A 16,290-nucleotide genomic window follows, 5' to 3' on the forward strand; every position below is an offset into this window, starting at 1 on the left:
GGATATTATTCGCCAGCCAAATCAGCGCGAAACTTCTCCACAACTCGATTTAACTCCACCGAATGAGAGGCTTTAAATAAAATCCGATCGCCCTTTTCGACAAATCCCAACAACCGCTTTGCTAAATCTTCCCGCCCATCCTTGGCTGTAATATCTCCTATCTCCACAAAATGCAAACCCGCAGCGCCCCCAGCCATCGCCGCTGCTTCCTCAAAATCAGCAAAAACAAACAAAGCATCGAGATTCAAATCTCGCGCCGCCCTTCCCACTTGTCGGTGAAATTCGATCGCCCTATCGCCCAATTCCTTCATCGTTCCCAACACCGCAATCCGGCGCTTTCCTGGAGTATCTGCTAACAGTCTCATGGCCGCCAGCATCGACTCCAAACCAGCATTGTAAGTCTCATCCAGAATCACAATATCCTGTGGCAAATCGTAGCGGCGCGCCCGTCCATCCGGTAACTGCACAGACAAACCTTGCTTTAAAACTTCCCAATCAATACCTAAAACTTTTCCTACCGCCAAAGCCGCCAAATAATTTAGAGCATTGTGTCGTCCCGCCAGCGGCAGTGGCAATTCTATACCTTCTACTAATATTGTATCATGGTTGAGCAATTCTCCGCACAAATCGCCTTCTTCTAAACCGTAACTTAAAGTTTTTCCCTGCCAAACTTTGGCCGCAGTTGCGATTAATCTGTCACAATCGTGATTGAGAATAGCAATGCTATCCCCAGGCATTTCGGCTAACAGTTCGCACTTAGCTTGGGCGATCGCCTCTTCCGATCCTAATCGCCCGATATGTGCCGTTCCTACATTAGTAATTACCGCCACAGTAGGACGCGCAATTTGCGACAGCAGCGCAATTTCGCCACTCCCGCGCATTCCCATTTCAATTACAGCATAATTGTGGGTCGGTGAAAGCTCCAACAGAGTTTTTGGTACGCCAATTTCATTGTTGTAGTTATATAGAGTTTTAAGAACATTTCCCGTCGTTGACAAAAGTGCCGCAATTAACTCTTTAACAGTAGTTTTACCTACAGACCCAGTAACAGCAACTATAGGTATACTGAATTGGTCACGCCACCAGCGGGCGATCGACTGATAAGCTTTTAAAGTATCATCAACGCGCAACAGCGGAAAATTAGGCAATTCCTCTTGCCAATCTCGATCGACTATCGCCGCAATCGCCCCCAAATTCCGGGCTTTTGCCACAAATTGATGACCTTCAAAATGCTCCCCCCGCAGCGCCAAAAATACTTCGCCCCCCTCAAGAGTGCGCGTATCTGTGGCAATACCTGTCCCTAAAGCTGTCAAAACGCCCTCAGACACAGCAGGCAAAGGTACACTTAAAATTTCAGATAGTTGGGCGATACTTACACGACAAACCATAACCAGCACTCACATTTCAAATAATTATTTTCACAGCTAATTCTACCCCGCCCAACCTCAAATTTAACTAACAGCGGGCTGCGGATCAGGATTGACCTTGATCATCCTAATACTAAATCGTCTGCCCACTAAGAAATTATCCCGTACCCACCCACAATCTTTACCAATACTTTACACAGTCGATGGTGATTTAAGGCCTTGCTAATTACCAACAATTCATGTCATGCTGGTGTTGATAAATAGTTTAACTAAGCAAAAAATATCGATCGGCTTAAGCTGCTGACAGCTTCTACCCATAAGTCTCAGCCGGCGAGAAGCTTGGTTGACTCAATTATTGCGATTCATTTGCCAATTCATCAAGCTAATAGCGCTGAAAGCTCCTGCCCCACCCTCGGAGGGTTAATCCACAGTGAACGACTACAACAGACAAAGCCACGAAGAAGAACAGCTACTTTACAAGCATTGGCTGGAGTTGGTACAACGAGAGCAGCCGGCCGAACTCATCAGCCGCTTTCGCACATTGTTTATCCAGGGTACGGGATATCCCGATCGCTCGATCGCCGACGCACTCGATAAAATAGCACGCTCAGAACACGCCGAACAAGAATTCAAATACATCCTCAACCGCTGCTGCCACATCCTGATCAACCGCTGGCAAACATACCCCAGCAAGCAAGCCGCCATCCCTGAATTGATCGCTGTGTTTGAAGAAGCGCCCAAAATATTATTTGGATACAATCGATCGCGGGGGCGAGGCTCCATCCCCCAATTAGTAAATCAATTTACCGAAAGTGAGCAATACCTCACCCTCCAGCGCTTAGCGAAAGTCATAACTCACAGCAATGAAGATAGCAGCAACAGCAAAACCCCTGCTACCCTAGCTCTCGGAACCTTAATTCCCCGCTACCCTTACCTCTACAAACACTGCCTCCTCAGCGACGACAGCACCTACGAACAGCAAAAGATCATTAAAAAAATCCAAGCTCAAAAGCAGCAGCAATTTGAGATCAACCTCTCACAATATGTCGCCCACCAAGTGAGAAAGGCTCACATAGCGCGTCGGGAAACCTCCCTTTCCTTCGGCAGAAATATACAGCCTATAAAAAATCCGACCCTGTTGACAGACCCGGAACTATTCTTTGCCCTCAAGCAATTTGTCGGAAAAGTAGAAGGAGCCGATACCTACAGACAGCTAGCGGGCCGTTTCACGGCGAACGCCAGCACATATCAGTCCTACCGCTCCTTTAAAGACGACCTGTACGAATACCTGATTTCTTCTGTCACCGACGATCGCTACGGCAAACGTCTCTTTAACGAAAAATTGTATAAGCAACTACAAAATACCCTGCCCCACAGCGATGATCAGAAGTTTAACGAATTTTTAATGATCAGAACTTGCAGCCAGTTATTGAACTTTTTAGTAGTAGAGAGTCCTGTGCGGCCCAACCACTTTGTCTTCATCGACCTGATCTCAAACCTCGGGCCGACCCAAACCACAGGTTTGCTGCTGAAAATCGTACTAATTTGCGGCAAAGTCAAGCCCTACCTAGAAAAGCGACTGGCAATTTTGTTCGGTCACTACGAATGCAGTACCCGAGAAGGCGTCGTGTGGTTAGTCAAAGCCTTAGAAAACGTAAACCTAGCTTTGAGTACCAACTTTGGCAAGGTGGATGTATCTTTCCTGCGGTGAGAGGGCGTGGCATAACTTTCTCTGCTTCCACTGCAGGCAAAACATCACACCGATCAACCAGGTTTCTGAATACCCTAAAAGTTTTACCTTTAATTAGAACAACTTAATTAACTCCTGAAACCTACTCAAAAGACATTATTCTATGTTAAAGTACCAAGTGTGAATCAGATTCAGTTGCAGGCTTTGTTCATTGCTACAGAATTGTCTAAAAACTTGCCCTTCTGTATCGGCAGGGGACTCTCCGAAACTGAAATCTTCGCACTGTCTAAATTTTGGAGTTATTCCTCATGTCGATATACGTCGGTAACTTATCCTACCAAGTTACCCAAGAAGACATCACCACCGTCTTCGCCGAATACGGAACCGTTAAGCGAGTACATCTACCTACCGACAGAGAAACCAGTCGCCCCCGCGGCTTCGGTTTTGTAGAAATGTCCACAGATGCAGAAGAAGATGCAGCCATTAGTGCTCTCGACGGAGCAGAGTGGATGGGTCGCGACCTCAAAGTTAACAAAGCTAAGCCCCGCGAAGATGAAGGCGGCCGGGGCGGCGGCAACCGGGGCGGCGGCCCTGGAAAATTTGGTCGCGCAGGAGGGGGAGGCGGAGGAGGACGTTATTAATTTCCTCATTAATTTCCTCGGATAAAGATTTGAGATTGGAGAGTTGAAATTGGCGCGAGAGCTCACCTAGCTCCGAACCACTTCCGGCAGTTCCGAAAAACCTATGCTCTTCAAATTTCCATCTCTACCGGATTAAATATACCAAAAAGCCAAGGGCCTAACCCTTGGCTTTTTGGTATGAGGGTTGACGGTATGAGTCTGAAACCTGCTAAGCCAATCCGTTGCAGTACCGTCAGGTTCTAATCGTCAGGTTCAATGCTGCTGCTCAATCCGTGATTATTGAGCGTTTCAGCGTAAAACTCAGCGTGTTCGAGAGCGCAAACAATCACCAATCCCATCCCGTTAGTATGGGCTTCCATCATCACATTTACCGCCTGTGGCTGAGTCAGACTCGGTACCGTCGCCATCAAAGTCTGCACCACGTACTCCATAGGATTGAAATCATCATTGTGCAGCAGAACGCGGTAGCGCGGTGCAAGCTTGCGGACTGTGGAAGGCTTTTGAATAATTTCGACAGACACTAATCTATACCTCCTGACTTGTAAAATGTTAAAATTTGTCAACAATCTTGAGCCGGATTCCTCCGCTGTGCAAGACTATCTCACTTTCAGCTATTTTATTGAAATCTGAAAATTCAGACAAGGCAGCCCCTTGGTCGATCGCGAGCTGTGAACCCAACACCAAACCCACAGGGCGTGTCCTGGGCCCTCCGCAACCACATTCCTAGCGCCATAATATTAGAAAGGCGCGATCGGTTAAAAATAACAAACTACTACCTGTTGAGTCTCCAGAACTGAGGGAACGAACATTATATGAAACGCAAACCTAAATCCTACAACGACAGATTCAGCGGCGACCCATCCCGAGCAGATGAAGACTCCGACTACCCAGGCTCCTTTGGCGGACAGTCGCGGCGTCAACCTCAGTCCGGCAAACCCTCTTTTCTCAATTCCGCCACCCTAGGGATTTTAACAGCCGTCTTTATTCTGGGAATTGGCATTGGCATTGCCTTTAGCTCCACAGCTACAATTAGCCCAGAGAACGTAGCCTCCCGCGAATTTATTGATCGCAGCGCCCCGAACCCAGAACTTTGCGTGCAGTTTGGAGCAAGCGCGATGGTGACAGATATGCGCCTCTACGTCACCCTTAACCCCTTCAACGTCTACATCTCGCAGCCAAGTATGCGCCCCGGATGCGTTTTGCGAACCAATAACTGGGCAATTCTCGAACAAAGAAAACTCATCAGCCAAGACCAAGTGCGCGATTGCAAAAATCGCATGAACACCTTTGGCTTCACCGGCCCCCTGGAAGCTCAACCGGAAATTAACTGTATCTACCAAAACGACGGCGCTAAAAACCTGTTCCTCAATCAACCGGGCTCGATAGCTCCAACCAGTGAAGGTCAAAATTTCTAAATCGCGGATATAGCGGTTTTCAGTTGAGTCAATTACACATATGGGGTAGGGACTTAGGCTTGGCTTAAGTCCCTACTTTACTTCAAGAATGGAAAACTGCTCTAAGAAAATATTGAAGGAAGAGGTTCGAGGGAAGAAGAAAGTCTTCCTTCTTCCTGACATCCGTTACATCTGTTACATCCGTTTCAAAATCCGTTGCCGAACTTCCTTCTTCCTTCAAAAACCAAACTGGGGGAAATCTTCCGTTAACTTAACTTGCAAAATTTGACCGGGTTGAATCGTAGCAGGTTGAGGAGCAGCCACGTAAGTTGTAGCAACACCACCGGCGGCTCCCGCCAACAAACCGATACCAGAAAAGCCGCTCAGCAAGAACAAAGCTAAGCCACCAATACCAGTATTTCGCAACAAACTGCGATCGGAAGGCTGAACTCGTCGGCCTCCCACTGGCTCCGAGTGAGCCACCAGAGGAATATTGCGACCGTTGAGACTAATAGCTTCGACCACAAATCGACTGCCGAGGTTGGTTGTTTCAAACCGACCGATGACCGGCGTATTAGCAGGTACGATCGTATTACCGAGACCGTCGAGAATTCCCCCTGGCAGCAGCAACACTTCCTCTTGGCTGGGCTTCGCTTGCAGCCGCAAAGCCCGATCGCCGGGGTATAGCAAACTGAGCTCCGTGCCCGCCGGCAACAAGACATTCGCCCCAGCCGCAGCCTGCAAAGGAGCATTCGAGCGGCCGCGAGGAAGTGGTTCACCAAAAGTAAGCGTCCGCTGTTGGGGTGCAGCAGCAGGCGTTATTTGAGGGTCTAGGCGGGGTAGAGCAGCAGCTTGTACCCCACGGGGTTCGTCAAGGCGAACATTAACTAAAGGCACTTTTAGCGGTCGGATTTGGTCATTTGAAGTTGGCGACTGCGAAGAATTTGTAGCGGGATTCAGGGAAGTAGGAGGCTCAGCTCGATCGACCTCTGTGGCTGCAGTTGAGTTGGAATCTGTCTGCCGCTGGTTTTGCGGTACTTGTATTCCATGCTGGGGTTGAGTTTCGGAAGTTTCCATAATTCGAGTCGGTTCGATCGAAGGACGCAACACCCAGCGATTTTCTACCCCATTTCTTTGGAATTGAACTTGCCCTGCGCTGAAACCGACTCCAGGAGCCAAATTGAGCAGAATTCTCGCCGTTCCCGGTTGAAGTTGACTCACTCCCACAGAACGCACTCTACCTTGTGGGTATAGCTGAGTTGCATCTACTCCGATCTCAGTATTGGGCAAATCCACAGCAATCTGAGACGGGTTGAGTAGAGAATATGTGGGGGTTGTTCCCTCTGGGAGAGTAATTTCTAGCTGATTGGTCGCCGGATCGAACTTCCAACTTGTTACTGTAGAAGCATTTGCTGGTTCCAGTGTTGCCGGCACTGTCGCAACTGCAGCGACGACTGCTAGACTCAGACTCAGTGACTCGATCGCAAACAATCCCGCTGGTAGAGAATTAACAGTCACTTTTTGTAAGTCTTCCCCAAATCTGGTGAGTATTTTTTTGTATGGCATGGCGGCTGGGTGAAAATTTTGATCTGAAATAGATTATGGATGGGAAAATTTGGCCTTCGGAGGACGCTGAAAGTTTAACATTATTGCGATATGAAAAATTTAACTAAATGGAAATTATTGCGATCGCGCTTCGTTCTTAACAACAAGTGGTGTCAGGTTAGACAAGATGAAATAGAATTGCCAAGCGGACAAATTATAGACGACTTTTTTGTTAATGTTCGACCCAATATCGCCCTCGTATTTGCCACGACAAAGCAGCAAGAACTTGTATTAGTGCGGCAATACAGGCACGGAGTAGGCGAAATTTTGCTGGAACTGCCTGCTGGATCTTTCAACCCTGCTGAAGAAAGTGGCAAATGTGCTGCCGCCAGAGAACTTGCCGAAGAAACGGGATATGTTGCTGAAGAAATTTTGGAACTAGCAACCTTATATGATAACCCCGTAAAAGATACCAATTCTATCTACCTCTACTTTGCTAAAAATGTCAAATTTGCCAGCAAAATACAATTAGATATTACAGAAGATATTGAAGTAGTTTTAGTCCCCGTTGCCGAAGTCTCGGTAAAAATAGAAAACCGAGAAATTTGTGTAGCCGGAAGCATCGCAGCTATTTTTTTAGGATTAGACTTTTTGAATAAACAGCGGTAAGGTGCTGTGTGAATAGAACCTTATACGCTGTTTAATGCGGTTTGTTATTAAAGAGAAAGAGAGAGAAAATCCAGAGCAGTGAGAGAATTATCAGCGCCAAAAACCTGAGCCAAAACCTGACCAGTCTCTGCAACTTGCAGCAGTGTGGCATTCGCAGTAAAGTTAATTTGCAAAGCCTCAAAACTCAAGCCACCAGCCAGAAAAAACTTATCACTTCCTACGGAAAAATTGAGCACAGTATCCAGACCACTGTTAGCGCTTAACACAAAGTGATCATTCCCAATCCCCCCAATCAAAGTATCATCTGAGCCATCACCAAACAGCCAATCATCCCCAACACTCCCATTGAGAATATCGCGATCTTTCCCTCCATAAATAGTGTCATTACCATCATCACCATTGAGAGTATCTTGACCTTCATTGCCGTATAACAGGTCATCGCCCCTACCACCATTAATACAGTCTTGCTGACCGTCAGAGCCCACAGCGCCTCGCTCATTTTGCCCACGATCGCCACTAATGGTATCGTTACCTTCATCGCCACACAAAATATCGCTGCCCGAGTCGCCGTAAATCGAGTCATCGCCAGCATCTCCCTGTACTACATCATCATCCTTGCCACCACGAAGGGTATCGTTACCAAAACCCCCATCGAGAGAGTCGGAACTCTCACCCCCATTGAGAAAATCATTTCCATCTCCCCCAAACAGCAAGTCGCGGCCGTTGGCATCCAACACTAACTCGTTTTGCAAACTACCGTAAAGCGAGTCGTCTCCCTCATCGCCGACAATCGTGTCGGAACCGAGTTCTCCCCAAATCCGGTCGCTGTCTTTGCCACCGTAAACTAAGTCATTACCTTTGCCGGCAAAAATGCTGTCGTTACCGCTACCGCCGCCGATGATGTCGCCGGTGTCGTTGCCGAAAATTAAATCGCTTTCATCAGTCGCCACTGTACTACCTGCTGTAGTGCCGTAGTCGCCGATGATGGTGTCGGAACCTTGATTGCCGTAGAGAGTATCCGAGTCAGTTTCGCCGAAAATTTGATCGCCCCCTTTGCCTCCAAACAGCAAATCCCGTCCGTTGCCACCCAGCAAGGTGTCGTCTTGTTCTTGACCGTGAAGTAAGTCGTTGCCATCGCCTCCTGTCAGCAAATCGAAGCCGTCGGGGTCACTGTCTAGGGAGTTGAGTACGCCACCAAACAAAGAGTCGTCTCCCTTGTCGCCGTCAAGGGTGTCGGGGCCTTTGTCACCCCAAATCAGGTCGTTGTCGATGCCACCATAGGCGATGTCAGGGCCTTTGCCGGAGTAAATCGTGTCATTGCCTTGAGTGCCGGCCATGGCGTCGCCTGAAGAACCGCCGAAAATTAGGTCGCTGTCGTTGTCGCTTAAGTCGATGTTGTTGCCGTTGTCGCCGACTATGGTGTCGACACCGCGATCGCCGTACAATGTGTCTCCGTTGCGATCACCAAAAATGCGATCATCTTGTTTGCCACCAAATACGGCGTCGGTGTGTTTGCCGGCGTAAATGATGTCGTTGCTTCTACCTGCTGCGATGAAGTCTGGCTGTTGTTCGCCGAAGATGATATCGCTGCCGCCTTCACCTAATACTGTGTCGTCGCCTCCAAAGGAGAGAAACAGTTGGTTGGTTTCGTTTCCTGTTAAGGAATCGTTTCCGGGAGTGCCGATGCTGGTGTTTTGGATGTCGATGAGTTGGGCGGCGTTGGAGTCGAAGTTGAGTATCGGCTCTGGCTGGGGTTGGATAAATGTGAGCGGGGGTAGCAAGGGCAAGGGGGCGCAACCGCAACTGGTATCGGGTTCGGGTACTGGGTTGAATATAGGGGTTGGTTCTGGCGCTGGTGTGGGTGTTGGTGTGGGTGTTGGTGTTGGTGGTGTTGGTGGTGTTGGTGTTGGTGTTGGTGTTGGTGGTGTTGGTTCCGGCGCTGGTGTGGGTGTTGGTTCCACTGCGGGTGTTGGTGTTGGTTTCACTGCGGGTGTGGGAGTTGGTTCCGCCGCTGGTGTTGGTGTTGGTTTCACTGCGGGTGTGGGTGTTGGTTCCGCCGCTGGTGTTGGTGTTGGTTTCACTGCGGGTGTGGGTGTTGGTTCCGCCGCTGGTGTGGGTGTTGGTTTCACTGCGGGTGTGGGTGTTGGTTCCGCCGCTGGTGTGGGTGTTGGTTCCGCCGCTGGTGTGGGTGTTGGTTCCGCTGCTGGTGTGGGTGTTGGTTCCGCTGCTGGTGTTGGTTCCGCTGCTGGTGTGGGTGTTGGTGGTGTCGGCACGGGTATCGGCGCGGGTGCCGGTGTTGGTGGTGTGGGCACGGGTGTCGGCGTCGGTATCGGTCCCTTAAGGGGAATGAGAGAGACAGTGGCGACTGCCGCACTGGTGACGCCGAGGTTATCTGTAGCGCTGTAGGTGAAGTTAGCCCCTATGAAATTGCCCGATGCCTGGAAGAACAACTGGGTAATTTGCTCGGCTGTAAGGGTTTGACCTGCCGTGACCCGCACTCCTTGGCTGGGTTCGCCTAAGAACAGCGTGCCTTCATTGGCTGGCGGTAAGGTGTTTACGATAAAGGAAACCACCGTCCCGTCTGGGTCGGTTCCTCCGAGTCCGGGGATGTTCACGGTTGTTCCCAGCAACAGAGCGAGGCTGGAGTTGTTGGCGATGGGTGGCTGGTCGGTGGGAGGTAATAGGGCTAGCAGGGAGGCTGTAGCGGGGGCTGGACTAATAGCGCCGCGGCGGTCTGTGGCGCTGTAGGTAAAGTTGGTGGCTGCGAATTCGCTGGTTGCTTGGAAAAATAACTGGCTGATTTGAGTTGTACTCAGTCTTTGGCCTGCCGTGATCCTGATTCCCTGGCTGGGGTCGCCCAAGAACAGGACGCCTTGATTTGCCGCCGGCAGGGTGTTGATAGTGAAGGATTCGATCGAGTCGTCGGGGTCTTTGGCTGTCAGCCCTGTGAGGTTGACGGTGCTCTTTGGCGCCAGTGTCTTGCTGAAGTTTGTCGGTACCGGCGGGTAGTTGAACGCCAGCGACACCAGAGAAACTGTGGCGGCAAGACTGCTGCCACCGAGATTGTCCCTGCTGCTGTAGGTAAAATTAGCTCCTGTGAAATTGCCCGCCGACTGGAAGAATAACTGCGTCATTTGCTCGGCTGTCAGGGTTTGACCTGCCGTGACGGCGACTCCTCCCGTTGCGGGGTCGCCCAAGAATAGGACGCCTTGATTTGCCGACGGCAGGGTGCTGATGGTGAATGTAACCACTGTGCCGTCTGAGTCTCTGCCTCCGAGCCCGCTAATTTGGACAATGCTGTTGGGCGCTAGCGCAGCGTTGCTGCTGTAGGCTGATGGAGGTTGGTTGGGTGTGGGCTGGGCGAGTAAAATGGCGGTGGTGACAGTGGCTCTGGACTCGGAACCGTTGTTATTGCTGGGTTCGGGGTCAAAAGTAGTCGATCGACTCTGGGAAGTATTGCTAATAGTGCCCGTCGCTGGAACGACTAATGTTACCTCGCGGTTGATGTTGCTGCCGCTAGTCAAACTGGGAATTGTTGGGAAGGTGACAACCCCTGTCACCGGGTCGTAAGTGCCGTTATCGGATGCGCTGACTCCCGTTAAACCGGGAATGATGCTGTCTGTAATCACTACGTTTTCAGCAGCATTCGGCCCATTGTTGGCGGTAGTTATAGTATAAGTCACGGAACTACCAGCAGGAGCAGATGTGAGACCGCTCTTGGACGTAACCAGGTCGGCCACAGGATCGATCGAGGTAATGACTTGACCCCCCGCTTCACCCGGCACTGCGACTGTCGAGCCGTTGTTGTTTGTTAAGTCCGGGTCAAAAGTGTCTGATCGACTTAATACAATGTTGGTGATGCTCGTCAGGGTAGGCGGGGGTACAAAAATTAGGCGGCGGGTGACACTGCTGCCGCTGGCTAAAGTCGCGATCGCTGGAAACTCGATCGCCCCTGTGGTTGGGTTGTAGGTTCCGCCATCGAACATGCTGACATTAGTTAAGCCGGGAATCAGGCTGTCGGTGATGACTACGTTGGTCGCAGGACTCGGCCCGTTGTTGGTAGTAGTAATTGTATAAAGTAGCGTGTCGCCTACCTTGATGGTGGCCGGAGCCGTTTTTTGGGTGACAACATCGGCTACAGCCTCGATCGAGGTAATGACGGTGGCGTTGAGGTTTGTACCGTTGTTGTTGGTCGGAGTGGAGTCGGGAGTGATGGAGGTACTTCTGGCCGTGTTGCTGATGGAAGTTAGGGTGGGCGGTACTGTGAAGTCGATCGTCCGGGTGACAGTCTCCGCGTTGGCGATTGCCACGGGCGCGAAGGTGACAATGCCGGTTACTGGATCGTAAACGCCGCCGTTCGATGCCGTGACTCCGGTTAACCCAGGAACTATGCTGTCCGTGATGGTTACAGCTTCTGCAGGACTCGGCCCTAAGTTGACTGTGGCGATCGTATAGCTGACCGAACTACCAGCAGTAGCACTCGTAGAGCCCGTTTTTGTGGTTGCGAGGTCGGCGTTGGGCGCAATACTTGTCGTAACCGTAGAGTTAGTGGGAGTGCCGTCTTTGTTGGTTGTCGAACCGTTGTTGTTAGTGACGATCGGATCGAAAGTCGCCGAACTGCTCCGGGCCGTGTTGCTGATGGCAGTAACGGTGGCTGGGGCACTGAAACTCACAGTGCGGGTCGCAGTAGCCGCATTTGCCAGCGCTGTCAGTGCTGGAAAGGTGACAATGCCCGAAACAGGGTCGTAAGTCCCCCCGTCCGATACGCTGACTTCTGTTAAACCCGGAATAATGCTGTCAGTGATGGTCACATCGGCAGCGGGGTCTGGGCCGATGTTAGTCGTAGTCAGCGTGTAAGTCACGCTTGACCCGGCCGAGGTAGTCACAGGGCCACTTTTGGTAGTAACTAAATCCGCGACTGTATCAACAACTGTGGTAGAGACTACACCAGGCCCCTCGATTTGCCCTGGCGCGAGTATACCGCTGTTGTTGCTGAGGTCGGGGTCGAAAGTCGAGCTAGTGCTGAATGCAACGTTGGCAAAACTGCTACCGCTGGTTAAACCGGGCGGCAAATCAATAGTCAGGGTGTAAGTCACAGTCTCACCCGCATTGAGAACCGGAATTAACGGCCAGGTGACAGCTTTCGTTTGGTTCACGTAAGTGCCGTTGTTGGAGGCAATCAGAGCCGGCGGCAATCCGCCCGAAAACAGCAGTTCTAAAGGTATTTCGTCTTGAATCAGAACATTTGTAGCAGGCGCTGGCCCCCTGTTTACAGTAGTAATCGTGTAGGTAATGCTGCCTTCGGATTTGACGAACTGCGGGCCGGTCTTAATAGTGGCAACCTCTGCGGCGATACTGGGAGGATTGATAGTTTCAACTACCAGGTTTTGAACTTCGTGAATGTTGTTGGCGGCTCCTGTGGAACTGCCAAAACCAAATTTAAAAATTGGCGGTACTGCGCCGTTTTCAGTTGCTAAGTTGGGGATGTCGATCAATGTAGTTTCGTAGATGTCGTCGAAATTTTCATCGAAGGCAACGGTGAGGCGAGAAGGTTCCACCGGATCGTTAGATGGATTCAGCGTAATTTGAACGGATCTTTTGGCTAAATTGCGATCGCTCGTGAACGTATTGCTGAAGTTAAAAGTGGTGCCGGGAGGGCCGATAAAGTTAATACTCGTAGGAATGTTATCGATGCCGAAGGGAACGATCGCATTTGTTAAAAACGGATAACCCTTTGCTTGATTTCCTCTAACAGTTACTGAATCAGGTCTGAAAGAACCAATAGAGGAGCCGGGAATCGGAGGCGGCTGTGGGCCAGAGCGCCCTTCTGTAGACGTTGAAAAATTGCCAAACTCGTCAAGCCCAATGCCTAAATAACCTCCCTCAATACCGGGTATACCCGTTCGTGGAGCGTAAGCCAGAGAACCGCCATAACCCCCAGTCCTGGTTGGACTAACAGTGCCGTCAATCAAGAAGAAACCCAGCCCGTCTCCTGGCTGAGGGCTAATAAAGGGGGCCGGAGGCTCAAATTGCTCGCTTGAACCGTAAGAATAAAAATCAAACTGGACTCTGAGCCCGTCGGTTGAGGGAATGGGGTTGTTGTAGATGACGAAGGCTTCTCGGAGGTTTACTGCTGGAGTTAATAGCAGAGCGCCATCGCCGGGACTTGCACCGCCCAAAGCCGGAAGTACGCCAGATACAGTGCCTCCGGTAATGCCGGGGATAAGTTGCTCGGCTGCTGGAACCCCGCTGCTGGGATCAAACAGTGCCCCGTCGTTTCCCCCGTAAATCCAAGGCCCCCTAACTGTGGAGTTTTTGAAAGTTTCGTTAACTAATGTGCCGAGGGCGTAAGGGTAGGCTTCGATCACTTCTTTTTCAATGGCGATTCTCGCCTTTATTTCCCCGATCGCAAATTTTAATTGCCAGTCGCCGCCGAGTGCCGCACTCCCCGTCAAGTTGTCGGAAGCTGCAATATCTGCACCGACTATCAAGCTCAGCCCCCGCACGAAGGCCTCGCCGCTTTCCCCCGCTGCGACGCTGCACCCGAATAACAAGATATCTCCTCTCTCGCTGAGGGCTTTTCCCCACTGCTGTAACAAATGGCTGTAAGTTTCTAAGTTGTCGTTGCAGAGTTCGATCGACCCTAGCTGCACCAGAGCTTCTCGACCGTGAGAAACTATCTGAAGGCTGTCTAAATCGCTGTAATGGGTCAAAATTCTAGTAATTTGCTCGACTCCATCCCGCGTCGAGTCCAATACAAATACCTCTGTATCGGCTGTTGCTCCTCTTGCCAAGCTGTCGCAGTTCTCTACTCTGGCATCGAGGAACAGTACATTTTTTAGAGTCCGAGGGGGCAACCACGGGGGGTTTGCCCCTACGGTGGCTCGCAAAAATTCTCTGTGGGGATGCCCAATTCCCCTGTCGCCACGCAGTTTCTGGGACAGGGGCAACCACGGGGGGATTGCCCCTACTGTTTTTACTTGTTTTATGTTTTTTTTCTGATAATAAGTTGCGGTGGTTCGGGATTTTTTGCCCGCAATCCTGGCGGTAGAGTCACATATTTGGGGTGTGATAAAAATTGGTTTGTTGCAGATGCTTTGCATGGTCAAATTGGCTCACGAATTGTAGATGATGTACCCATTTCCAGATGATCATTATCACCTCTTGAAAAGGTTTAATTGCAGAGTAAGATGCGATGCAGCTTGACTTGGATCAAGAGCAAAAAGCGAATTTTACTCAGCACAAAGCACTGCTACATTGATATTTGATAGCATTGCCAATATCGCCGGCAGAAGCGCTGAGGATTTGGGGTTTAAATCCCCATAATCTCTCTATCGGGTGATATTTTGCCTTCGACTTTTTTCTTTTCTGTTAGCGAGTGTATCTGTTACACGCTTATCTCTTACATCCCGCAGTAGATAATCACACGAGTTCTCAAAAATTTACTTGATGAGGTTTTCTGTACATCGTCTAATGCACTTTCTTGGCAGAGAAAATTCACTATTTCTAGAGGTATAAACCTGGTGTGAGGGACGAAAAGACTTCTTTGCAGCCCTCGCTCCCGGTAAAAAACTAGGTTTCTTTGGTTTTGGTGTGCAAGCCCTGTTAACAATAGCAACCAGACATTAATTAGGGAGTGATAGCCGTCACATAATTATGGCGACCGTGCCCGAAGTGTCATTCAACTGAGATCTTTTACCATTCTCAATAACCCTTCTATGGGGGGGTTCTCCTGCCCAGCCCATAGGAAAATTCACTTGTGAAACAGGCCTGAAAGCCTATTCTTGAAAATGGTGCAACATATGAGATTCAATTGAAATCGGCATACCCTGTATCGACGAAGCATCTTAAAAATTCATGACTTGCAGTCTGGAGATAGCAATCTAGGTTTGAGACTGTTTCGCTACGATCGCAAAAACAGATTAGTGCCGCCCACAAGCAACTTCTCAAACTATCCACAAGCTAGTCTTCGAGCTGGTTTCTGTTTAAGATAAAAGCTCGGGACAATGTTTCGTGCAGAATTTTTCATGATGTTTTGGAGAAACTGATTTGGAGATTTACCCCTCAGCTACTTACGATTTTTGTTGGCTAATTTTCTTAACTGCAGGAGTTACGCGCAGGAGACGAGAAACCCAATTTATTTCTAGATTTATCGCCACCCAACCAAAATTTATCATCTAAACTTCGTTTCTGATCGTAAATCCTCAACTAAAAAAACACCGATCGCAATTCCCCTGTTATGGCAACTTTAACCACCAACTGTAACCAAGCAATAATGTTCGATTAGGTTTTAACTGCTGAGTTTGGGCGTTGGTCGTCCAAAACAAGCTTCAACCATAATCCTTACACGTAAGTACATATTAACTCATTGATTATTACATCCGCAAATAGGCGTAGATACAAGCACCAATATAAGCTATATCTTTTCACCGCGAGCGTCAAGAGTTCTGGCTTGGTAGTACCGACAATCTTGACAGGGTCCAGAAGGATTGACTGCGCAGCGAATGTAATTAGAGCGGGCGTTATACTCGCAAGTGATATCGCCGATCGCATAACCGAGGCTTTGTATGTAAGTGCGATCGGCAGTTTGTAGTTGAGTTCGCATGGATCTATTCGCTACCGCCAGTCTGGCCGCAGCAATTCTATCGCGGGCTTGGCTCTGGGCAGAGCGCATCACCCACAAAGACAGCAGCGAGGGAGCTAAACCTATAAAAATAATCAGGAGAGCAGTTAGCACTTTTTCAGAGCTTATGTGGAGAATATTTGTTTTAATTTAGGCGATCGGCAACAAAAAATCCTCCTCGATAAGACGGTTTTAAATAATAAAAGTTCCCGCTCAAGTCTCAAACTAGGCCGCCCCTGTGTTAACCGTTAGCTGGCGGCTGAGGAAGGCGAATTAAATAACTTATTTAATTGTTATTGTGGGACGGGCGGGACGCCCATCCCAGAAACTTTTTGAGAAACCCGGTTGCTCTTCAAAACCA

At 49.6% G+C, this 16,290-nt stretch carries 9 protein-coding genes; 4 read left to right on the forward strand and 5 right to left on the reverse strand.

Translation table 11 applies throughout. The annotated features are described in order from the left end of the window. Positions 1 to 5 precede the first annotated feature (5 nt). Positions 6 to 1,388, reverse strand: coding sequence for a UDP-N-acetylmuramoyl-tripeptide--D-alanyl-D-alanine ligase (locus QUA10_RS06955; protein ID WP_333081947.1), 1,383 nt, complete (start codon positions 1,386 to 1,388; stop codon positions 6 to 8). A gap of 409 nt (positions 1,389 to 1,797) precedes the next feature. On the opposite strand from QUA10_RS06955, the gene QUA10_RS06960 reads away from it, so the two are divergent. Together QUA10_RS06960 and QUA10_RS06965 are read left to right on the forward strand one after the other, a co-directional pair. Next, positions 1,798 to 3,078 (forward strand): hypothetical protein, encoded by a 1,281-nt coding sequence (locus QUA10_RS06960; protein ID WP_333081948.1) that lies wholly within the window; start codon positions 1,798 to 1,800, stop codon positions 3,076 to 3,078. Between the two features lie 287 nt (positions 3,079 to 3,365). Further along, the gene (locus QUA10_RS06965; RefSeq protein WP_333035208.1) at positions 3,366 to 3,698 is read left to right on the forward strand and encodes an RNA-binding protein; all 333 of its coding nucleotides are present in this window, start codon (positions 3,366 to 3,368) and stop codon (positions 3,696 to 3,698) included. Positions 3,699 to 3,937: 239 nt separating this feature from the next. Here the strand turns inward: QUA10_RS06965 and clpS are convergent, their stop codons facing one another. After that, positions 3,938 to 4,219, reverse strand: coding sequence for an ATP-dependent Clp protease adapter ClpS (gene clpS, locus QUA10_RS06970; protein ID WP_015178019.1), 282 nt, complete (start codon positions 4,217 to 4,219; stop codon positions 3,938 to 3,940). Between the two features lie 291 nt (positions 4,220 to 4,510). On the opposite strand from clpS, the gene QUA10_RS06975 reads away from it, so the two are divergent. Further along, the gene (locus QUA10_RS06975; RefSeq protein ID WP_333057009.1) at positions 4,511 to 5,113 is read left to right on the forward strand and encodes a DUF3172 domain-containing protein; all 603 of its coding nucleotides are present in this window, start codon (positions 4,511 to 4,513) and stop codon (positions 5,111 to 5,113) included. A gap of 216 nt (positions 5,114 to 5,329) precedes the next feature. Here the strand turns inward: QUA10_RS06975 and QUA10_RS06980 are convergent, their stop codons facing one another. Beyond that, positions 5,330 to 6,658, reverse strand: a complete 1,329-nt coding sequence (locus QUA10_RS06980) for an AMIN domain-containing protein (protein WP_333081949.1) — start codon at positions 6,656 to 6,658, stop codon at positions 5,330 to 5,332. A 90-nt stretch (positions 6,659 to 6,748) separates the two neighbouring features. On the opposite strand from QUA10_RS06980, the gene QUA10_RS06985 reads away from it, so the two are divergent. Continuing rightward, positions 6,749 to 7,306 (forward strand): NUDIX hydrolase, encoded by a 558-nt coding sequence (locus QUA10_RS06985; RefSeq protein WP_333081950.1) that lies wholly within the window; start codon positions 6,749 to 6,751, stop codon positions 7,304 to 7,306. Positions 7,307 to 7,353: 47 nt separating this feature from the next. On the opposite strand, the gene QUA10_RS06990 is transcribed toward QUA10_RS06985, so the two are convergent. After that, positions 7,354 to 14,409: a DUF4347 domain-containing protein gene (locus QUA10_RS06990; protein ID WP_333081951.1), complete on the reverse strand. Its 7,056-nt coding sequence runs from the start codon at positions 14,407 to 14,409 to the stop codon at positions 7,354 to 7,356. 1,313 nt (positions 14,410 to 15,722) lie between these two features. Then, the gene (locus QUA10_RS06995) at positions 15,723 to 16,043 is read right to left on the reverse strand and encodes a DUF6464 family protein (protein ID WP_333081952.1); all 321 of its coding nucleotides are present in this window, start codon (positions 16,041 to 16,043) and stop codon (positions 15,723 to 15,725) included. Positions 16,044 to 16,290 lie beyond the last annotated feature (247 nt).

It is taken from the genome of Microcoleus sp. Pol8_D6 (assembly GCF_036700965.1).
In the GTDB taxonomy this organism is placed as follows: Bacteria; Cyanobacteriota; Cyanobacteriia; order Cyanobacteriales; family Microcoleaceae; genus Microcoleus.